Origin of the sequence: Paraburkholderia sp. J11-2, assembly GCF_905220185.1 — a bacterium.
Lineage (GTDB): Bacteria > Pseudomonadota > Gammaproteobacteria > Burkholderiales > Burkholderiaceae > Paraburkholderia.
On record NZ_CAJMYY010000019.1, the window covers coordinates 152,931 to 173,797 of the forward strand.

The 20,867-nt window shown below is 62.7% G+C and carries 20 protein-coding genes; 8 read left to right on the forward strand and 12 right to left on the reverse strand.

Annotated features, from left to right (window positions below; all coding sequences use genetic code 11):
• The first annotated feature begins 66 nt into the window (after positions 1–66).
• Positions 67–840 carry a precorrin-6A synthase (deacetylating) gene (cobF, locus tag U5A57_RS25705; RefSeq protein WP_321914438.1) on the forward strand — a complete coding sequence of 258 codons (774 nt, stop codon included), beginning with the start codon at positions 67–69 and terminating at the stop codon, positions 838–840.
• Positions 841–899: 59 nt separating this feature from the next.
• On the opposite strand, the gene U5A57_RS25710 is transcribed toward cobF, so the two are convergent.
• The 4 genes from U5A57_RS25710 to U5A57_RS25725 all read right to left on the reverse strand — a co-directional run bounded on the left by U5A57_RS25710 (position 900) and on the right by U5A57_RS25725 (position 6,035).
• Positions 900–1,610, reverse strand: coding sequence for a PepSY-associated TM helix domain-containing protein (locus U5A57_RS25710; RefSeq protein ID WP_321914439.1), 711 nt, complete (start codon positions 1,608–1,610; stop codon positions 900–902).
• A complete protein-coding gene (locus U5A57_RS25715; RefSeq protein ID WP_321914440.1) occupies positions 1,607–2,290 on the reverse strand; it encodes a Fe2+-dependent dioxygenase in 684 nt (227 codons plus the stop codon). The genes U5A57_RS25710 and U5A57_RS25715 overlap by 4 nt, the downstream gene beginning before the upstream one ends.
• Before the next feature lie 140 nt (positions 2,291–2,430).
• Positions 2,431–4,656, reverse strand: coding sequence for a TonB-dependent siderophore receptor (locus U5A57_RS25720; protein WP_321914441.1), 2,226 nt, complete (start codon positions 4,654–4,656; stop codon positions 2,431–2,433).
• Positions 4,657–5,033: 377 nt separating this feature from the next.
• Positions 5,034–6,035, reverse strand: coding sequence for a LysR substrate-binding domain-containing protein (locus tag U5A57_RS25725; protein WP_321914442.1), 1,002 nt, complete (start codon positions 6,033–6,035; stop codon positions 5,034–5,036).
• A 108-nt stretch (positions 6,036–6,143) separates the two neighbouring features.
• Here U5A57_RS25725 and U5A57_RS25730 point away from each other — a divergent pair, with 108 nt between their 5' ends.
• Positions 6,144–7,439 carry a gallate dioxygenase gene (locus U5A57_RS25730; protein WP_321914443.1) on the forward strand — a complete coding sequence of 432 codons (1,296 nt, stop codon included), beginning with the start codon at positions 6,144–6,146 and terminating at the stop codon, positions 7,437–7,439.
• A 54-nt stretch (positions 7,440–7,493) separates the two neighbouring features.
• On the opposite strand, the gene U5A57_RS25735 is transcribed toward U5A57_RS25730, so the two are convergent.
• From U5A57_RS25735 to U5A57_RS25760, 6 genes are all read right to left on the reverse strand, one after another.
• Positions 7,494–8,393, reverse strand: a complete 900-nt coding sequence (locus tag U5A57_RS25735; RefSeq protein ID WP_415774662.1) for a transporter substrate-binding domain-containing protein — start codon at positions 8,391–8,393, stop codon at positions 7,494–7,496.
• Positions 8,394–8,507: 114 nt separating this feature from the next.
• Positions 8,508–8,819 carry a hypothetical protein gene (locus U5A57_RS25740; RefSeq protein ID WP_321914444.1) on the reverse strand — a complete coding sequence of 104 codons (312 nt, stop codon included), beginning with the start codon at positions 8,817–8,819 and terminating at the stop codon, positions 8,508–8,510.
• Between the two features lie 241 nt (positions 8,820–9,060).
• Complete coding sequence (locus U5A57_RS25745) at positions 9,061–9,543, reverse strand: hypothetical protein (RefSeq protein WP_321914445.1); 483 nt, start codon at positions 9,541–9,543, stop codon at positions 9,061–9,063.
• Positions 9,540–10,214, reverse strand: coding sequence for a M35 family metallo-endopeptidase (locus U5A57_RS25750; protein WP_321914446.1), 675 nt, complete (start codon positions 10,212–10,214; stop codon positions 9,540–9,542). The genes U5A57_RS25745 and U5A57_RS25750 overlap by 4 nt, the downstream gene beginning before the upstream one ends.
• A gap of 5 nt (positions 10,215–10,219) precedes the next feature.
• Entirely contained in the window at positions 10,220–10,525 is a 306-nt protein-coding gene (locus U5A57_RS25755) for a hypothetical protein (protein ID WP_321914447.1), read from the reverse strand.
• Between the two features lie 200 nt (positions 10,526–10,725).
• Positions 10,726–11,247, reverse strand: a complete 522-nt coding sequence (locus tag U5A57_RS25760; protein WP_321914448.1) for a PAAR domain-containing protein — start codon at positions 11,245–11,247, stop codon at positions 10,726–10,728.
• Between the two features lie 1,080 nt (positions 11,248–12,327).
• On the opposite strand from U5A57_RS25760, the gene U5A57_RS25765 reads away from it, so the two are divergent.
• The 5 genes from U5A57_RS25765 to U5A57_RS25785 all read left to right on the forward strand — a co-directional run bounded on the left by U5A57_RS25765 (position 12,328) and on the right by U5A57_RS25785 (position 18,958).
• Positions 12,328–13,977 (forward strand): methyl-accepting chemotaxis protein, encoded by a 1,650-nt coding sequence (locus U5A57_RS25765; RefSeq protein WP_321914449.1) that lies wholly within the window; start codon positions 12,328–12,330, stop codon positions 13,975–13,977.
• Positions 13,978–14,403: 426 nt separating this feature from the next.
• The gene (locus tag U5A57_RS25770) at positions 14,404–14,649 is read left to right on the forward strand and encodes a hypothetical protein (RefSeq protein ID WP_028207914.1); all 246 of its coding nucleotides are present in this window, start codon (positions 14,404–14,406) and stop codon (positions 14,647–14,649) included.
• 257 nt (positions 14,650–14,906) lie between these two features.
• On the forward strand, positions 14,907–15,896 hold the full coding sequence (locus U5A57_RS25775) for a DedA family protein/thiosulfate sulfurtransferase GlpE (protein WP_321914450.1): 990 nt from the start codon (positions 14,907–14,909) through the stop codon (positions 15,894–15,896).
• Between the two features lie 46 nt (positions 15,897–15,942).
• Positions 15,943–17,688: an FAD-dependent oxidoreductase gene (locus U5A57_RS25780; protein ID WP_321914451.1), complete on the forward strand. Its 1,746-nt coding sequence runs from the start codon at positions 15,943–15,945 to the stop codon at positions 17,686–17,688.
• Complete coding sequence (locus U5A57_RS25785) at positions 17,681–18,958, forward strand: winged helix-turn-helix domain-containing protein (protein WP_321914452.1); 1,278 nt, start codon at positions 17,681–17,683, stop codon at positions 18,956–18,958. Before U5A57_RS25780 ends, U5A57_RS25785 begins: the two co-directional genes overlap by 8 nt.
• A gap of 62 nt (positions 18,959–19,020) precedes the next feature.
• Here U5A57_RS25785 and U5A57_RS25790 read toward each other — a convergent pair whose 3' ends face one another.
• Positions 19,021–19,296 carry a hypothetical protein gene (locus U5A57_RS25790; RefSeq protein WP_321914453.1) on the reverse strand — a complete coding sequence of 92 codons (276 nt, stop codon included), beginning with the start codon at positions 19,294–19,296 and terminating at the stop codon, positions 19,021–19,023.
• Positions 19,297–19,935: 639 nt separating this feature from the next.
• On the opposite strand from U5A57_RS25790, the gene U5A57_RS25795 reads away from it, so the two are divergent.
• Positions 19,936–20,247 carry a thioredoxin family protein gene (locus U5A57_RS25795; protein ID WP_321914454.1) on the forward strand — a complete coding sequence of 104 codons (312 nt, stop codon included), beginning with the start codon at positions 19,936–19,938 and terminating at the stop codon, positions 20,245–20,247.
• A 98-nt stretch (positions 20,248–20,345) separates the two neighbouring features.
• Here the strand turns inward: U5A57_RS25795 and hpaR are convergent, their stop codons facing one another.
• Entirely contained in the window at positions 20,346–20,744 is a 399-nt protein-coding gene (gene hpaR / locus U5A57_RS25800) for a homoprotocatechuate degradation operon regulator HpaR (RefSeq protein ID WP_133183917.1), read from the reverse strand.
• Between the last annotated feature and the right edge of the window lie 123 nt (positions 20,745–20,867).

The following is a 20,867-nucleotide window of genomic DNA, read 5'->3' on the forward strand; positions in this document are numbered from 1 at the left end:
GCGGGCGGGCGCGGAACTCGCGCTATCATTGCGCCGCACCGACGACTCCATTTCCGGAACTGCAACGTGAAAAAGATCCTTATCATCGGCATTGGCGCGGGCGACCCGAAGTACCTGACCGTGCAGGCAATCGAAGCGCTCAACGCCGCCGACGTGTTCTTCGTGATGGACAAGGGCGCGGCCAAGGACAAACTCGTCGCGCTGCGCAAGGAAATCTGCGCGCGCTTCATCAAGGACCACGACTATCGCATCGTGGAAGCGACGAGCCCCGAGCGGCGCCGCGATGAAGGCCTCGATTACAAGACCGCCGTGGACGAGCTCAATCGCGACAAGCAGCGCGTATTCGAGCGCCTGATCGAAGAAGAATTGACGGACGGCCAATGCGGCGCGTTTCTCGTCTGGGGCGATCCGTCGCTCTACGACAGCACGATCCGCATTCTCGATTCCGTTCTCGCCGATGGCAGGCTGGCGTTCGACTTCGAGGTGATTCCGGGCATCAGCAGCGTGCAGGCGCTCGCGGCGAAGCATCGCGTGCCGCTGAACTTCATCGGCAAGCCGGTAAGCATCACGACAGGTAGACGGCTCGCGGAGGGTGGCTTTCCGCAGGACGTGGAGAGTGCGGTGGTCATGCTCGACGCGCAAAACGCGTATGCGCAGCTCGCGGGCGAGGACCTCGACATCTACTGGGGTGCTTATGTCGGCACGCCAGACGAGATCCTGATGTCGGGCCGCCTGGAAGACGTGAAAGACGAGATCGTCCGCGTGCGCGCACAGGCGCGCGAGGCGAACGGATGGATCATGGACACGTATTTGCTGCGCAAACGCGGCATGAAGGACTGAAAGAGAAACGGGCGCGAACATTGACGTTCGCGCCCGTTTGCTGATTCACGCGTTGCCGCTTACGCGAGGCCCACGCACACCGCCACGATAATCGAGCCGAACAGCAGCACGGCGCCCACCGTCTTGCGTTTGTTCAGCTCCGTCCACAGCAGCACGCCCGTTATCGAAAGCAGAATGAGCGCCCCGGCGAAGCTGTCGATGAACAGCACCCAGCCCACGCTCATGCCCGTACCCTTGTGCAGGTTGGTAATCGTCGAGACGAGCGAGTTGTCGTTGCGCTTGAGCGTGAGCTTGTCGTCGTCCACCCAGTACTCGACCATCACGCTCTCGCCGGGCGACGTGAACATCATCTGCCAATGTTCGGGCTGCACGACTGTGCGATCGCCCCAGGCCACGTTGTGCTCAGGCTCCTTTTGCACGCGGCCCATGCGCGCCGGAAGTTTCAAATCCGGTTGCGCACGCAACCATTTCACCATTTCGCGCGGCGTTTCGGGGGCGGGGTCCGGCACGGCGATCTGCACCGTCGAGACTTGGGGGGCGCCAGGAGAGATGCGCAGCGGCTCGGCGCGATGGTTGAGCACGAACCCCGTTGCGCCGAACAGCAGGCCGAGCGCCGCGCCCCACAGACCCACCCAGCCGTGCACCTTGCGCAGCCACTTGATGAAGGTCGCGCGGCGCGAGCGCTTCGTGCGCTCCTCGCGCTGTTCGACGTCGAGACGTGTGCGCGGCGTTGCCGTCGCGTCGATCTCGGCGGTATCGGGAAAGCTCATGTTTCACTCCAAAGTCGCAAAAGATTGTGGTAGCAGCCCACGAGGCTGCGCCGCGCCTGAGCGTCGGCGTCGCTTGCGTTCAGGCGCTGGATAGCGGTGTCCATGTCGAAGAGCAGTGCGCGCTTCGTGTCGTCGCGCACGAGGCTTTGCACCCAGAAGAAGCTCGCCACGCGCGCGCCGCGCGTGACCGGCGTGACCTGGTGCAGGCTCGTGGCCGGATACACGATCATGTCGCCCGCCGGCAGCTTCACTTCCTGCACGCCATAGGTGTCTTCGACCACGAGTTCGCCGCCCTCGTATTCGTCGGGCGACGAGAGAAAAAGCGTGCACGAAACGTCGGTGCGCAGCTTCACGCCGTTGGGCAGCACGCGCACGGCGCCATCCACGTGGCTGCCGAACGTCATGCCGCCTTCATAACGGTTGAAGAGCGGCGGATACACCTGATTCGGCAGCGCCGCGCTAATAAAGAGCGGATTGCGCTCGATGGCCGCGAGCACCATGTCGCCAAGCTCCCGTGCGATGGGCGTGTGCTCGGCGATCTGCACGTTGCGCTTGACGGGCGCGCCGGACCAGCCGGCCGTGGCGCGGCCGTCCACCCAGGCGTCGCCTGCGTTGTCGAGGCGCACGCGCAGCACGCGCACCTGCTCAGGCGTCAGTACATTGGGGACCTGAACCAGCATCGTCAATTCCTTAGTTGTGCCGCATAAGCGGCAAAGCGGCCGCGTTCGTGCGCCTGCACGCAGTGACGCAAAAAGCCCGCATTATGCGGGCTTCGCGTGACGGCACGCAAAAAGGTCGGCGCACGCGTAACACGCCGCAATCAGAACCGGTAGTCGGCCGTCGCAAGGAACGTGCGGCCAATGCCCGGCACCGAACGTCCGCCGTCCGACTGGATGAGGGCGTCGTAGTAGAACTTGTTGGTCAGGTTCAACAGATTCAGCCGCACGTCCCACTTCTTCTCGTGGTACGCGGCCATTGCGTCCCAGCGCGTATAACCGCCGACTTCCACGTAATTCGTGTTCGCTGCGTAACGCGCCGACATATAGGTCGGGCCGCCGCCAATTTCCCAATGCGGCGTGAATGCATACGTGGTCCACAGCGTGAAGGTATTGCGCGGCGTATTCGCCGGCGTGTTGCCCTGGGTGCCGTCGAGCGCCTTGAGAACCACGCCGTCCATATACGTGTAGCCCGCGAACACCTGCCACTTGTTGGTAATGTGGCCGGTTGCGCCCGCCTGGAAGCCACGCACGCGAATGTCGCCTTCGAGCGTGTACTCGCCCGTCGACGTTTGCGTGCGCGCGTTGTCCATCTCCTGCTGGAAGAATGCTGAGGTAACCGAAAGATTGCCGCCCAGCAGGTCCCACTTCGCGCCCACTTCGTACGACTTGGTATGTTCGGGCGAGAGGTTCTGCGTATTGTTCGTGACCGTGAGCGCTTCGAGCGACGGATCGAACGACGTGCCGTACGAGAAGTAGTACGACTGCCAGTCGGTCGGCTGATAGATCGCCCCGGCACGCACGCTCGTGAACGTATTGGTCTGGTCCGCGTAGAGCGGCGCGCTGATCGTGTTGGCAATATGGGCCTGGAAGCGATCCCAACGCACGCCGCCAATGAGCTTCCAGTGCTCGCCGATCGACATGGTTTCGTTGAAGTACGCGGCGAACGTGTTTGCGCCCGACTCCGCGTGATTGCCTACCGTCGTCGTGACGTTCGAGGGCGTCGAAATATAGACCGGGTTGAGCAGCGAGAGAATCGGCAGGTTGTTGCGCGTGGAAGCCTGATTCGTGTAGCTGTCGTGGCCCAGCTCGATGCCAGCGAGCATCTCGTGCTTCAGGAAGCCTGTCGTGAACTTGTATTGCGCCATCGTATCGTTGTAGATCGAGTGGTTCTCGATCACGCGGTCGTGGCTCGCAAGCTTGATGTACAGGTCTTCGAGCGGCAGGTTCGTGAAGTTGCCGTTCTTGAGGGCCGTGCTCGAAGCGAGCGGGCCCGTTAGCACCGCTCCGGGCGCGGTCTCGCGCGCGTCGGTGAGCGAGTGCGAGAACTGCGTCTGGTTAGTGATCTTGAACTGGTCGTTGAAACGATGGTCCACGCGCGCCTGAACCGTCTGCACATCCTGGATCGTGCGGTCGTCGGTGAGGCCATAGAACGTGCTCTTCGAAGGCGCGAACGGATGGCCGTTGACGGCCTGCACGCCGTAGTCCGGCATGTCGTAGTTGTGCTGGATGAGCGCCGAGATCGTGACCTCGGTCGGCGTGCCAATGCCAAAACGCAGCTCCGGCGCGAAACCGTAGTCCTTGTTCTTCATCACATCGCGCGTGGAGCCCATCGACTGGCCGAACGCATTGAGACGGAAGGCCGCGTGATCGCCGAGCGGACGGTTCACGTCGAGCGTCGCGCGATAGCGGTCGTCGGTGCCGATGGTCGTCGACACTTCAGTGAGCGGCTTGAGGTTCGCCTGCTTCGTGACCTGGTTGATCACGCCGCCCGTGGAGCCGCGGCCGAACAGCATCGACGAGGGGCCGTAGAGCACTTCGATCGACTCGAGGTCGAAGGTGTCGCGGTAGTACTGGTTGCGGTCGCGAAAGCCGTCGAGGTAAATGTCGTTTTGCGCCGTGAAACCGCGCAGGTTGATGTTGTTGCCGATCTGGCCGCCTTCCGCGCCGCCGATCGTGATGCCGGGCGCGTTGCGCAGCGCATCCTGGAACGACGTGGCGCCCTGCGACTGCATCACCGCCTTGTTGATGACCGTGACCGACTGCGGAATATCGCGCAGCGCTGTGGGCGTTTTCGCGCCTACGGTCGAACGTTCCGCCTGGAAATCCTGGGCATCGCTTTGGCCCGACACGGAGATCGTGGGCAGCGTGGCGTTGTTCGTGGCGCTTTCCGCCTGCGCGGTCTGGAACGTCTGATTGCTCTGCGCGGCGGCCGCCCCCGAAGCGGCAGTGGCTGCAGTGGCAGGCGCGCTTTGCGCGAGTGCAGTCGTAGCGAAAGGTACAGCAAAGGTCAGCGCGAGCGCACTCGCGAGCGGCGTCCGGTTCAGCATGAGGTCCCTGTGCAAGGCATACGACCCGGCCGTGCGACGCGCGCAAAACGGGCGCGGACGACGCGGGTGAATTGGCTGGCTGGGCCGCCCCGAAAGGACCGAGGGAAACGACGCTAGGCTGGCTGGTCTTGTTGTTTGGCCGCGGAGAGTTTCGCGGTAATGAGAATCGATATCATTCCATATATTTCAGTCTCTTTCAATTGATTTCGGTATATGAACAACAGTTGGGTGGGCTGATTGGAAAGGCTCGTCATCGTTAAGGTAAATGTAATTTTCGTGATTCGAAGCGAGTCGGTGCGCCCTGAATTCATCCGATGAATCCTGGTCAGCGGTACATTCAGATTAATTCGCACTTCCAATTAAATACGATGCACGCATCACACCGCTTGAGCGCATTCGCGCAATTGCTGCGCGAGGACGCCAATTGTTTCGTCGAGCGTCGCGGTGCTGCGCCTAAGAATGCCGATCGGCTCCACGCCCTGCGGGGCCGGCACGTCGATCTGCACGAGCACCCCAGCGTCGATGTCACTTTGCGCGACGCGCTGCGGCACGACCCACACGGCGTCCGAACCCGCGACGATCAAGCGCGCCACCGAAGCCGATTGCGTTTCGATCGCGCCTTCAGGCACGGCAAAGCCGTGCGTTTCGAAAAACGCCTCGGTGTGATGGCGCGGCGCGGTGCGCTCGCCCGCGATCACGAGCGGAAAGCCGAGCACGGCGCCAAGCGAGGGCGCGCCGCTTTCGTTCGCGAGCGGATGCCCCGCGCGCACCACGACGAGGAGCGACTCCGTGTAGAGATACTCGAACGACACGCCCTGCAACATCGCCGGCTCGGCCATGCGCCCCACCATCAGGTCGAGCTCGCCTGCTTTCACTGCACGCAGCAGCTCGGCATTCGAGTCGGTATGAATTTTCACACCCACTTGCGGACGCAACGCCTTGAAACGCAGGAGCGCTTCCGGCAGCAACGCCGTCGCCACGGTTGGCAGCGCGCCAAGGCGCACCGCTGGCGCTGCGTGCGCGTCCTGCCGCGCGAGTGCGAGAGCGGACGCCTCGACCGCGCGCGTTGCGTCGAGCGCATAGCGCAGGAAGCGCTCGCCCTGCACCGTGAGCGCCGCGCCGTTTCGCCCGCGTTCGACGAGACGCGCGCCCGCCCATTGTTCGAGCTCCACGAGCGTCTTCGAAACGGCTGGCTGGCTCAAATGCAATCGCGCCGCCGCGCGCGCGAGCGTGCGCTCCTGAGCAATCGCCACGAAACAGTTCAAATGCCGCAGACGCAGCCTCGACGCGAGTTGCCGCTGTGCCTCTTCCGCCGCTTCGCGGGCGGCGTCTGCATCGATGTCGGCCTTCGCACGCCGCCGGGATCCTTTATTTTCCATAACCTGACGTTATGAAATTTTCGAGGATAAGTCAATTTACATAACCTCCCGTCAACCCTACATTGGCGCCATTGATATCAACCACTCGCAAACAAGGAGCAGGGAGACATGGCCACGATCGTTGGCGGCATCGCCGTTTCGCACACCCCGACCATCGGCTTCGCGCACGACGCGCACAAGGAGCAGGATCCGGCCTGGGCGCCGATCTTCGAGAGCTTCGAGCCGGTCAAGCGCTGGCTGCGCGAACAGCAGCCCGACGCCATCGTCTACGTCTACAACGACCACGTGACGTCGTTCTTCTTCGACCATTACTCGGCGTTCGCGCTCGGCATCGGCAACGAATACCAGGTCGCCGACGAAGGCGGCGGTGCGCGCGACCTGCCCGGCATTGGCGGACACGCGGCGCTCGCACGGCATATCGGCACGAGCCTCATGAGCGACGAGTTCGACATGTCGTTCTTCCAGGACAAGCCGCTCGACCACGGCTTCTTCTCGCCGATGTCAGCGCTACTCGACCGCACGGAACGGGGCTGGCCCACACGCGTGGTGCCGCTGCAGGTGGGCGTGCTGCAGTTCCCGATTCCTACCGCCCGCCGTTGCTTCAAGCTCGGCCAGGCGTTGCGACGCGCGATCGAGAGTTATCCCGAGGACCTGCGCGTGGTGGTGATGGCGACGGGCGGCCTCTCGCACCAGGTGCACGGCGAACACGCGGGCTTCAACAACGTGGACTGGGACCACCGCTTCCTCGACGCCATCACGAACGACCCGCAAGCGCTCGCGGAGATGACGCATGCGGAGTACGCACAACTGGGCGGGCTCGAAGGCGCGGAGGTCATCATGTGGCTGATCATGCGCGGCGCGCTGAGCGGCAACGTGAAGAAGGTGCACAGCGGCTACTACCTGCCTTCGATGACGGGCATCGGCACGCTCGTGCTCGAAAACACGGCGATGGCGCCAACGGGTGAGGCGCAGGCGCGGCACCGCCAGCACATGGCGCGGCAACTGGCCGGCGCGGAGAAGCTTAAGGGCACGTATCCGTTCGGGCTCGAATCGAGTGTGAAGGCGTACCGGCTTAACAAGTATCTGCACGCGATGGTCGACGAGGGGCATCGGCGCGCATTTCTTGCGGACCCGGAGCGCTCGTTTGCCGAGGCCGGGCTGAGCGAAGAGGAAAAGGATCTCGTGCGCCGCCGCGACTGGCGCGGGCTGATTCACTACGGCGTGATCTTCTTCATGCTGGAAAAGCTGGGCGCAGTCGTTGGGACTTCGAATCTTCACATCTACGCGGCCATGCGCGGAGAGACGCTTGAAGATTTTCTCAAGACGCGCAATACGCGCGTGCTCTACTCAGTGGCGGGCGATGTGGAAGCCAGCGAGGAATGGCAGGAAGGGGAAGCGAAGTAAGCGTTAGTGGCGGCCGCCTGGGTGCGGCCGCCGCTTTCATACGCGAGCCTGCAATCAATCGAGCGCCCGGTCATTCGGATGCGAAAACAGCTCCCGATTCTCGTTGGACAACGGATAGTTCAGGTTCATCCCCTTGGGCGGAACGGGCTGCGTAAACCACTTGGTGTACAGCCGCTCCGCCTCACCCGAAGTCTGCAGGCGAGCGATCACGCCATCGGCCAGTTTCTTGAAGGCGGGGTCGTCTTTGCGCACCATGCAGCCATAGACCTCGGAGAGCGGCGGCGTGCCGGTGATCAGGTAGTCCTGCTGGTTCGCCTCCTTGGCACGCGCGCCGTACAACAGCGGCTCGTCCATGACGAAGGCGACCGCACGCCCCGTCTTCACGTTGAGAAACGACTCCGCGTGGTCTTTGGCGGCGATGAGTTGCATGCCCATCTTCTTGTCGTTGTTCATCTCGCGCAGCAGCCGGTCCTCCGACGTGCCCGCCGTGGTCACGACGGTCTTACCCGCCAGATCGGGAAAGTCCTTGATCCCCGAATCCTTCTTCGCAATCAGGCGCACGCCGTATTGGAAGAAGCTGTTCGTGAACGCCACCTGGTTGTCGCGATCTCTCGTGTGCGTGGTCGAGCCGCACTCGATATCGATCGTGCCGTTTTGGACCAGCGTAATGCGGTTCTGCGAAGTGATCGGAATTTCCTTGACCGTGAGCTTGTCGAGCTTCAGTTCCTTTTTCACCTCGTCGACGATCTTCAGCGCGATATCCTGCGCATAGCCGATCGTGTGCTGCTCGCTGTCGTAGTAGGAAAACGGCACCGACGATTCCCGTACGCCCAGGGAAATCACGCCTGTATCGCGGATTTTTTTAAGGGTAGCGCTCGTGGTGTCTTGCGCCTGAACCGGCGCGAGATACGTGCATCCCATGACGACTGCTGCGAGCGTTGCAACCTTTTTCATCGAGTCTCCTCCGGATGGTCTCTCGGCGTTTCTTGCGCCGTACCCGAGTATTCACGGCGCGCAGCGATGCGGCAAATGAAATCGGTTACGTCGACATAACTCAAGGTTAAGTCGTTAGTGGAGGAGCGCTGTTTGGAGCGATGTCAGTTCGTCGGTCAGGCAGTTGCGCAGCTGAGCGCTACTGCGGCGCTCGGCGCGAAGCTGTGCGTCGAGGGCGAGCACGATCTTGCCTAGGGTGTCGATACTGTTGAGCAGCGGGTCGGGGTCGTGTTTCGGTTCGTCGGGCTGAACGGGTTTGACTTGTATATGCGGGGTGGGGTGCGGTTGGGGAATCGGCTCCTCCACTGGAGGCTCAGGCGTCACTTCGAGCGCCGGGCTATCCGCTTCGAAATCGAACAGCGACTTGAATAACATGGGGAGTTTCATGGCAAGGACCGGCGGCCTGGGGGACGAGGGGCGGGTATCTTCGCACCGGCTCGAAATTGTTCATCCTGAAAACTTGTGGGGCTGTGGAAACCTGGTTGGTTGGCAAGACGTACCGTTGCGCGTGCGGTGACTTGTCCTCGGAGATCGGGACGACATATTAGGTTTTTACTTTGATGCTCATCCGAAAACCTGAAGTACCCCGCGTATGCGGGGCCAATTCCTGAGTTAACGTTGCTTCTTCTTACTTGATGGCTCTGCTTGTCGGTGTCACGCGCGGGTCGTCGCACAGGCGCTCGCAGCCGCCCTTACATAGAGGGGCAAGCTCAATCGCGATCTGATGCAGGTTCAATGTGCCATCTTCGTTCTTTACCATCTGATCCGTCAGCGTCTTCGGCTCGATGAGGATGTTCTGTGGCTTAATGCCTAGTTGAATAAGAAAGTCCCTGACGGCAGCACCGCGCTCGCTCTTCAATTTTTCGCCATTCTTCTCCCCGACATATGCGCCTGCGATAATTACAGCCTGAATATCAACCTCAGGCCATTTTCTTGCTTCGATTACGATGCTAGCAATTAATAAACGATCAGAATTCGATAGATCAACAATATTGAATGGCAAACGCGTCTCCATTGATTCATTGATAGTGCACGCACACGCAGCCCCTGAAATAAAAGGTACGACCAGAGACGTCGCTATCAGAAGCAACGCAAATAAATGTTTTTTCATCGAGCGACTGTTCTATCAAATGTTGCGATATACCCCGCAATACTATCCGCATTTCGAATAGCCTTATCGGAATTTCCTAGAGCAAATGCACGCATTCCACTTTCCGTATTCCCGTACATAAGGTCGTCCGAGTTGAAGGTGTCGGAATAGTGAGTACACTCATGAATAATTGTCTTAACCTTTGCGCCGTGCCATAACTCGCCGTCGGAATCTGAGCAGAAGGCGCTGTAGATAGCGATAACTCGATTTTCAGAGTCAGGCTTACACACACCGGCGCGATTTTGCCCACTATCAGGCACGAGTGCACATGTAAGGTTCTTGATTACTGAGTCGTCCCAGCGAACAATTTTCTCGGGAGCTAGCTCTTTAAGCGCTGACAGCAACTTAGGGAGTCCCGCGACGAGCACTGCCCTAATGTCGTCGTCCGCCCGCCCAAAATAAGTCGTAGCTCGCGCCCTCTCCTGCGCATCCCACCTGGATACAGCAACAATACGATCGCTCACTAGTACAACAGCCGCATCCATTACTTTCATCATCCTCTGCCTGAATTCCTTGTTGGTCATATTCGGGCATATCGGTGTTGTATTGATCGTCACATCAACGCAAGAATTAGGATTGGTATTGGTGCATGCCGTATCGTGCACTGTTTGCCATTCTGTAGTACCTGACATTCTGATTACTTCTCCACTTGAAATCGTAGCCCGGATGACCCTTGCGTGATAACCCGCTCCCTTTGGCTCATTGAGTTCGTCGTGCCGGCAAACATTTGTCCGACATTGGTAACGATGCGATATCGGACATTTGCGAGCGACTGACCGTCGCCACCGATGAGCCAGTATTGCTGGTCGTAAACGGGGGGCGTTGGCGAAGGCACGGACGCGGCTTCGCCTTTGCTTTCCGAATAGAATGCGTTGGACGAGCCCGCCGCAAGGAATCGACGCTTGCGACGTGGACACATGATCCAATCGAGATCCTTCACCATCGGTTATCCTTCATCCATCCAATCGCCAGCGATGCCGTAAATTGGCCATACGCCTTTGCGGTTTCCGCACGTCGCGTTCTCCTTACGCGCGTACATCTCCCCCGGCTTCGTTGTACTGGCTGCTACGGCCAATCACTTTGCCGCCCATAGTGGTGCGATCGCCGTCTGCGACGAGTCGATCAAACACGCACATTTCCCGTTCAATGGGCTATGTCGAGCCGTAGCTGCTGGCTCGCGTCTGTCACGATGCGGCTAGTTCGCCCGGCGGAATCTGTCACGCCACTTGCTACGATTTTTGAGCCGACCAGTACGCGATAACGAACGCTCACGCGTGGAAGGCCGGTGTCATCGACTAGTCTGAATTGTTCGTCATATCTGCCGGGATCGCTGCCAGCCATCGACTGACCTGCACCCGTTGCTTCTCCCAACTCGTGCGCATCGAACACATGCCAGGCGCTGTTCTGCGAGGCCAGGAGTACCGGCGGCGGATCGCAGTTGCACAGGCAGATATCGCCTTCCAAGGCCTGCTGCTTGCCCATCATGGTTGCCTTCCGGTGCGGCCCCTTCCAGCCAATCACGCCTTCCGAATTGCACGCGGGACACCATATCTTCGCGCCGATGAACGTCATTGGCGTGCCGTGGTGCCTGCAACTGTCGATGCCTTCGAGTACAACACCGTCAGACGTTGTCTTGTCTCCAAGTTTCAGAATGGCTCGTCTCATGCGGCCACCCCAACGTGTCGCTCCTGTCGGTCTGACATTTCCATTACTCCATGTATCGTGCCGGCGCCGCAACGCGATCGGCGATGCCCCTATGCTCGATGGACAAGCTAACCGCTCACAACAGGACAATTCCCAAATCGGTACGCAGTCCGATTCATTGCGCATGAACACATTGAGACATACCGACACTGCTTGAGCGTCGTCAATCAACCACGCGCTAGCGAGAACTGGGGATACACCTTCGCGGCCTGCTACGCCAGTTCGATGGGACGGGATGTGCGCTTTAAACGCTTGCAGTTGTTCCTGGCATGTTCATCCAATTCAGGGCGCGCTCGATAACAGGAAACGAGGGGCAACGTGCACTGAACAGGGTTGGCAGATCGGGAGCGTCTCCGGCAGACGCGGCACCGCATTGCCGGGCGGGCCACTGCCTTCAGCCAGTGTGCGGTCATGATCGGCGGCGGAGCGCTTGAGCAACACGTGTCCGCTGATGATCATCGATTGGTTGTCCGCACAAAACGGATGGTCTGGTTGGATTGTTGTCTGAGCCGAAGCCAACAGGTGAGCATTTTGAATCTGAGCGGAACAGAAGTTCATGGAACTCGCACAAAACCGCCCAAAGTTACCCACAAATTTTGTTGGCAGCCCTGTGCGTAACCCTTGGAAGACCGCATCAAGTCCTTGATGCGTTTCAGTTAACCCACAGCGTTCCCAATCGCAGCAACGGCAGCTCGAACGCCCTCGAAACCCACCCACCTTTTCCACAGATTTTGTTGGCAGCCCTGTGCACAACTTCTGGACAGCGAAGCTAAGCCGTTGATCGGAAACACCAATGCACCACGCGACAGAGAAGTTGCACGTTTTGGAGGCACTGGACTTGTCCACAGTTAACGGGGAAAAGTCTGTGCATACACCCCCCAACATCCGCGCCAATCCATTGATAGCACAACGGATTTTCTCGCTGCACGCGCAGCGCCTCACGCGCCCCAACAATACGCATACCCCTAAAGTTTGTAAGGGAAATGCCGTTATGCCTCGCTGTGTTGTTGGGTCTCAAGCGGACCCCATCGAAGGAATCTCATGCGCAACAATCAACCCGTCACGCAACAGGAATTCGACTATCCCGCTTCGCAGATGCTCGTCTCGGCCACCGACCTCAAGGGCCGCATTCAGTACTGCAATCCTGCGTTCGTCGCGGTGTCTGGCTTTACGAAAGAAGAACTGATCGGCAAGGCGCATAACATCATCCGGCATCCGGACATGCCGGCAGAAGCATTCGCCGATCTGTGGGAAACCGTCCGTGAAGGTCGCCCCTGGACCGCGATCGTCAAGAACCGCCGCAAGTCCGGCGACCACTACTGGGTGCGCGCGAACGTCACGCCCGTCTCCGAGCAAGGCACGGTGGTCGGCTATCTGAGCGTGCGCGTGAAACCCACGCGCGAGGAAGTCCGCACCGCCGAAGCCTTCTACGCGCAAATGCGCGAGGGCCGTCTGCAAGGCGTGCGGCTGCGCCACGGCCGCGTGGTGCGCACGGGCCTCGTGGGCGCGCTGCAGTCGCTCTTGCGCGTGCCGATCGCCACGCGCATCGCGTTCGGCTATGGCGCCGTGCCCACCGTGTTCGCCGCTGCCGGCGTCGCCGCCTGGCAAGGTCTGCCGCCGCTGCCCTTCTGGGGCGCGTTCGGCGCCGCCTGCGTGTGCGCGCTCGGCGCCTGGCGCCTCACCACGCGCCATCTCGGCGCGCCGCTCGCGCAAATGACCACGGCCTCCACGCGCATGGCCGCGGGCGACCTCACGGCCACGCTCGCGGTCGCCACGAACGACGATCTCGGCGACGTACTCCAGGCGCTCAACCAGTTGCAGGCCAATCTCACGGCGATCGTGTTCGACGTGCGTTCGCAGATCGACGGCATGCTCGAAGCCGCGCACGAAATCTCGAGCGGCAATCTCGATCTCTCGCGCCGCACGGAAATGCAGGCCGCATCGCTCGAAGAAACCGCGGCCACGATGGATCAACTCACGACCACCGTGCAGGCCAATGCCGAAGCGAGCGCCCGCGCGCTCGATCTCGCGCGCGACGCGCAGTCCGCCGCCGCCGAGGGCGGCTCGATCGCGGCGCAGATGGAGCGCACGATGTCGGGCATCACCGACGCTTCGCGCCGCATCAGCGACATCACCGGCGTGATCGACGGAATCGCGTTCCAGACCAATATCCTCGCGCTCAACGCCGCCGTCGAAGCCGCGCGCGCGGGCGAAGCGGGCCGCTCGTTCGCCGTGGTGGCGGGCGAGGTGCGCATGCTCGCGCAGCGCTGCGCGGCGTCGGCCAAGGAGATCAAGCAGGTCGTGGACGCGAGCGTGAACGAGATTGCCGAGGGCACGCGGCTCGTCGGCAACACGACTGCGCAGATGCGCTCGATCGACGAAGCCGTGAGCCGCGTCTCGTCGATCATCACCGAGGTCGCAAACGCGAGCGGCGAGCAGGCCGAGGGCATCCGCCAGGTCAATCAGGCCGTGGCGCATCTGGACAGCGCCACGCAGCAGAACGCCGCGCTCGTCGAACAGGCCGCCGCCACGGCGATGCGGCTCGCCGAACAGGCCGACGTGCTCGACGAAGCCGTACGCCTCTTTACCGTCGCGGGCGCGGAAGCGGCAAAGCGCTCGAAGCACGCTCGCACACCCGCACGCCGCGAGAGCGTCAATCTCGCCGAAACGGCCGGGGAGATCGCAGCATAACGACCTCGGCTGCCGGTCCCAATGGTCTGAGAGATCGGCGTTAGTCCCATCTCGACAGTGCGGCGCCCGGGCGGCACCATGAAAACCGTCAGCAAGCCGTACCACGGTTTGCTGATCCGAGTAACAACGGCGTTTCAACGGCTCACCTGGCCTGCCCGGGTGAGCCGTTTTTTCTGTTGCGCCCGCCTCTCGCCTGGCATCGCTTTGCTTCGCAACCATGACAGCGGTGCAACGCGCAACGCATTTCGCATGGCCCGTTGCAGGGCGCGCAAAAACGGGCGGCGTGGCGGCGAGTCGCGTTACACTGGCTGGCCAGGGTCGCGGCACAGCGATCTCGCTGTGTGTGTCGGCGCTCACTTGCATAAACACGCCGTGCAGCCGACCCCGTACAATGGCTCGACCACCCAACGCACGAGGACAATATCAATGCGCACGACCGGGTCTTCCGGAAACATGACCCTGCTCACCGAGCATGACGACGCGACCGGACGCGAACTGCGTTCACTGCGCCTCGAATCGGCGGCCGACGGCAAAAGCCTCTTGCTGGTCGAAGTCGACGAGCGCAAGCCTGGCATCCATCGCGAAGTGCGTTACGAAATCACGCCGGCCGAGCTGATCGCGGCAATTCGCGCACAAGGTGCCGAGCTGCCCGGGGAATCACACACGCGCTAAGCGCACGGAAAACGGCGTCACGAGCGCGGCACGCATCGTCTCGTGTGCCGCGTTCTGACGCTTTCCGCTCATCTCGCGCCCAGCGCGACCACCGCTTCTCAATCCGGCGCTTTTTTCACATGCCCGCCGCACACGGCAGGCATTCGCACGCGCTCCTACAGGGGGTCGCTTGCACGCCTACGAAATGCGTCCATAATCTTTACGTTACCCTCCTATCTTTCCCGTTCATCGCTTAAACGCGCAACGGAAGTAAGCCGATGCTACATGACCTCATCGCGCAGTACGGGCCTGCGCTGGTGTTTATCAATGTGCTCGCCGGATCGCTAGGGCTGCCCGTGCCCGCGATGCCCGCGCTCGTGTTGTTCGGCGCGATGGCGGCCATGCATCCCGGATCGATCGGCCAGCAGGTCGCGCCGGTGCTCGGGCTCGCCATCTTCGCCATGCTGATCGGCGACAGCGTGTGGTTCATGGCCGGGCGCCTCTACGGCGGCAACACGCTCAAGACGCTCTGCAAACTCTCGCTTTCGCGCGACACCTGCGTAAAAAAGACCGAACGCTTTTTCGGCCGCTGGGGCGTGCGCGTGCTCGCCATCGCCAAGTTCGTGCCGGGACTGTCGCTCGTTTCCGTGCCGTTGGCCGGCGCGATGGGCGTGCCCTACCGCCAGTTCGTCGGCTTCGACGGCATCGGCGCGGCGCTGTGGTCCGGCACCGGGCTGCTTATCGGCGTGATGTTCGCACCGCAGATCGACATGATGCTCGCCGGTGCAAGCCGCCTTGGGCGCTTTGCCGCTGTCGTGGTGGTCGTGCTGCTGTTGCTCTACGCGACCTACCGTTGGCAGCGCCGCCGGCAACTCATCAAAAAGCTCGCGAGCGCACGCATCACGGTGGACGACCTCTACCGCGCAATGGGCGCCAAGCCGCCGCCCGTGGTGTTCGACATTCGTTCAGAGGAAAAGCGCAAGCTCGATCCATACATCATTCCGGGCGCGTTATTCGCCGACGAGCGCAAGCTCGACGAGATCGTCGGCAAATATCCGAACGACCAGAAGCTCGTGATCTATTGCTCGTGCCCCAATGAAATTTCCGCGGCCTGGATGGCGAAGAAGCTCGTCGAGGCCGGCTTTACCGATGTGGTGCCGCTCCTCGGCGGCCTCGACGCGTGGCGCGATGCAGGCCGCACGCTCGAGTCGCTCCAGCTGATGGCCCACGCCGAAGTCCCGGTCAACATCACGCCTAAAGCTGTCTGATCCGGGCGGCCCGCTCCCGAGCCGCCCGCACGAGGAGAACCGCCAGATGGGCACGATCACCGAAGCCGAGGTTCCGGAATCCGCGGAACTTCCTTCCGCGAGCCGCCACTCCGACACGCAGCCGCAACCCGCTGAAGCGCCGTTCTCGACGCTCTCCACGCGGCGCCACCAGATGTTCCCGCAGCTCACCGACGAAGAAGTCGCGCGACTTGCCCGCTTCGGCGAGCAGCGCCACTATGCGGCGGGCGATCTGCTCTTTCGCACGGGCGAAACCGGTCCTGGCATGTTCGTGCTGCTCTCCGGTTCGGTCAAAGTGTTCCAGCGCGACGGGCTGGGCCGCGAGCGGCTCATCGTCGAACATGGGCGCGGGCATTTCCTCGCCGAAGTGGGCCAGCTTTCGGGCGGCCCGGCGCTCGTGGACGGCCTCGCGCTCGAACCCGTCGATGCGATCCTGATTCCGCCCGAGCAGTTGCGCGCGGCCATCGTCGCCGAAGCCGAGCTCGGCGAGCGCATCGTGCGCGCGCTGATCCTGCGCCGCGTCTCGCTCATCGAAAAGGGCGCGGGCGGCCCGATTCTCGTGGGCAAGCACGACGATCCCTCACTCGTTTCGCTGCAAGGCTTTCTCTCGCGCAACGGCCATCCGTATTCGGTGGTCGACGAACGCGACGAAGGCATGCTCTGTGTGGTCGAGCGTTTCGCCGCGCGCTGCGAAGACCTGCCGCTCGTGATCTGCCCCGACGGCTCGGTGCTGCGCCATCCCAGCGCGCCCGAACTGGCCACGTGTCTGGGCATCCTGCCCGAGCTCGACGGCCAGCGCGTCTACGACGTCGCCGTGGTGGGCGCGGGCCCGGCCGGTCTCGCCACCGCGGTGTACGCCGCCTCCGAGGGCCTTTCGGTGATCGTGCTCGATTCGCGCGCGCCGGGCGGCCAGGCGGGCGCAAGCTCGCGCATCGAAAACTACCTGGGCTTTCCCACCGGCATCTCGGGCCAGGCGCTCGCGGGCCGCGCGTTCGTGCAGGCGCAGAAGTTCGGCGCGCACGTGGCCATTCCGGTCACGGTGCGCAGGCTGTTCTGCGATGAGGAACCGCGCCGGCTCGAAACCTGCAGCGGCGACGTGCGCGCGCATACCGTGGTGATCGCGAGCGGCGCGGTGTACCGCAAGCCCGCGATCGAGGGCATCGACCGCTATACGGGGCGCGGGATCTATTACTGGGCCTCGCCGGTCGAGGCGAAACTCTGCAAGCACGAGAACGTCGTGCTGGTAGGCGGCGGCAATTCGGCGGGCCAGGCGATCGTCTACCTCTCCACGCATGCGCGCCAGATTGACGTGCTGATCCGCAAGACCGGATTCGAATCGACGATGTCGCGCTATCTGATCGACCGGATTGCGTCGCTCGCGAACGTGCGGGTGCACGGACGCAGCGAGATCGGCGGCCTGGGCGATGACGGCGGCACGCTCACGTCGGTGCGCTTGAAGACGCCGTGCCCGGAAGGCATCGACCATTTCGATTCGCGCCACCTGTTCCTCTTCACGGGCGCCGACCCGAACACGGGCTGGCTGCGCGAGTGCGGCGTGAAGCTCGACCCGCACGGCTTCGTGCTGACGGGCGACAACGAGTCGTGCAGCCTCGCGACTTCGGTGGAGGGCGTCTACGCGATCGGCGACGCGCGCGCGGGCTCGACCAAGCGCGTGGCCGCCGCGGTGGGCGAAGGCGCGGCCGTGGTCGCGCAGATCCATCAACGGCTCGCGGCGCTGCGGCCGGTGACGGTGGTTGCGGGCGTCCATGCGTGAGCGCGGTGCGAACGTTGCTGATATTGCAGAAGCGCCGAAGGTTGCCGACGCCGGTTCGCCACTAGTTCTGCCGCTCGCGGCGGCGCGCACGCTGCACCTCGCGGCGCAAGGGCTGCTCGCGCCGCCTCGCCGCAAGGCAACGCAGGACGACGTGCTCGACGCCATCCGCCGCATGGCGCAATTGCAGATCGACACGATCCATGTGGTCGCGCGCAGTCCTTATTTCGTGCTGTTCAGCCGCATTGGCGCGTTCGAGCCGGCCTGGCTCGACGCGCATCTCGCGCAAGGGCGCCTGTTCGAGTACTGGGCGCACGAGGCGTGTTTCCTGCCGATCGAAGACTACGGGCTAATGCGCCATCGCATGCTCGATCCTTCCGGCATGGGCTGGAAATACGCGGCCGAGTGGCACGACCAATACCGCGAGGAAATCGATGCGCTGCTCGAACGCATTCGCGCCGATGGCGCCGTGCGTTCCGCCGACTTTGCACGCGCCGAGGGCGACAAGGGCAACGGCTGGTGGGACTGGAAGCCGGAGAAGCGGCATCTGGAAGTGCTGTTCGCAACCGGCGCGCTGATGGTGGCCCAGCGGCACAACTTCCAGCGCGTGTACGACGTGGCCGAGCGCGTGTTGCCAAACTGGAACGACACGCGCGATCTGCCGCCGCGCGCCGAGGCGGAGCGCGAGCTGCTCTTGCGCTCCTGCCGCGCGCTCGGCGTGATCCGTGCGGACTGGGCCGCCGATTACTTCCGCCTGCCGCGCCGCCCGTATGCCGAAGCGCTGCATGCGCTCGCCGACGCGGGCGAGTTGCTGCCGGTGCGCGTGGAAGGCTGGAAGCACGACGCGTTCGTGCATCGCGAGCACGCCCCGCTCATCGACGACGCGGCGAGCGGCAAGCTCGCCTCCACCGTCACGTCCCTGCTCTCGCCTTTCGACCCGGTCGTGTGGGACCGCAAGCGCGCGCTGGCGCTATTCGACTTCGACTACGCCATGGAATGCTACGTGCCGGCTGCGAAGCGCAGGTACGGTTACTTCGTACTGCCGATCTTGAACCGCGGACGGCTTATCGGGCGTGTCGACGCCAAGGCGCATCGGGGGCAACAGGTGTTCGAGGTGAAGTCGCTGCATCTGGAGCCCGGCGTGCGCGCGAGTGGCCGTCTGGTGGCCGACTTGCGCCGGGCGCTGCAACGTTGCGCGGACTGGCACGGCACGCCGGAACTGCGCATCGGCGCCGCGCCGGACGGCCTTGCGGCCGCCCTGCTGGCTGTGTGAGCGTGCGGCTGCCGGATTGGCGAAGCTGGTTGGCAACAGCGCAGCCGCACTGTTGGGAAAGACTAGTGCTCCAGCTTGGCGCGCAGTTCGCGCGCCGCCTCCAGCAAACCTTCGTAGCCCGAACGCGCGTGCTGCGGCAGGTCGGGGTCGCCCACCAGCGCACCCAGCGTTTCAACGAGACTGAAGACGAGGCCCTTGGCCGCGCCCGCCGCGATCTTGCCGGATTTCACGCCTTCGTCGACGTGACTGAGGGCGGCGTTCAGACTCTCCAGATCCGGTTGCGATGAACCCTCGCCAGGCTTTTGAGCGTCCTGCTTTTGCGTGTCGTCGCTCGTCATGATGAAGTCGATCTCCCTTGGTGAGCAGTAGTCAAAAGAATCCCGCACTTTTTAATGTTATATACCCATCGGGTGCGGGCGTCCATTCGACGGCCGGCAGCGCGAGAGGCAACGCCAAGTGTGCTCCCGAATCTTCTCACCTTTGCCGCCGGCGCGCAGTGGCCTCGGGCGCGGCGGCTTGTCGCTTCGCGACGCGTGGCGGTGAGAAAACGCCCTGAAATCAGCGCTAATGTGGATTTCGCGCGATGGATTGGCGGGTGCCACGGCTCGCTTCAGACGTTCGCGAGGCGCGCACTTCGGCCTCTCCCGCAAACGCTCACCTTTGCGCTTCGAAGCGTGGGTTCACGCGGCTTCGAGTGCGGCGCTCGATCCACTTTCGCTCACCGCATCGCATGCCGGTTTTGTGTTTTTCCCTTGTTTTCAAGGCAGATTTGCTCGCGACGGCCCGAGCCTCACGCTCGCGCAATGCGTCGCAAGGTGCGTGAACCGGTGCAAACCTGCTCACTCCCGAAAAGCCTCACCTATCGGTTGAATGTCGGCGCGAACCTCAGCGTCGGCGTCGAAGCGAGGCCTGAACGAAGCGGAGCAATGCGGTATCGTATGTCGATGTCTGCAGATGCCAATGCGAGGAATCACACGATGAGCTACGCAACGAACGCGCCCGCCCGCAAGGAAATCGACTCGCTCGGCGGGGCCGCCGTCGTCGAATTCGGCACCGACTGGTGCGGCTATTGCCAGGGCGCGCAACCGCTGATCGGCGCGGCGTTCGAGCGCAATCCACAGGTGCGCCGCCTGAAAGTGGAAGATGGACCGGGCCGCGCGCTAGGCCGCTCGTTTCGCGTGAAGCTCTGGCCCACGCTCATCTTCCTGCGCGACGGCGTGGAGGTCGCGCGCGTGGTGCGTCCGCAAAACGCCGCCGAACTCGACGAGGCATTCGCTTCGCTCGCCTAGTCTCGCGAGGCTGCCAAACACGGTCCGAACGATCCGCGCGGACCGCTCCCGAAAAACCTCACCTTTACGCGCGAGCCCGCTGAAGGCGCTCGCCGTACTCACTCCTCGAGCCCGGCGAGCAGATCGTCGATCGCGCGATACACGCGCTCGACCACCTCCGGTCCCACCTCCGCCTCGAGTGCCTTGTACCGCGCCTCCAGTTCTTTGGAAATCGCTTTCACGAGCTGATGGCTTTTCTTCGTGAGCGAGACGAGCACGCGCCGCTGGTCGTCGGCGAAACGCTCCTTCGTCACGAGACCGAGCGCCTCCATGCGCGCCAGCACGCCAGCCATGCTCGGGCTGGATATCGTGCACAGGTCGGAAATCTGCCGCGGTTCGAGCGGTCCGCTTTCGTTGAGCGCGCGTATCACGCGCCATTGCTGCTCGGTGAGGCCGTGCGACGTGATGAGCGGGCGAAAGCGCTCCATCATCTTTTCGCGCGCGCGCAACAGCAGCATGGGCAGGTTGCGGTGCGCAACGCGAGTGGTCGGACGCGAGGTATCGGACATGGCGGTTTCAACAAAACAAGGAACGGGGCGCCCCAGGGGAAACCCGAAAAAATCTCATCGACGATTGACGAC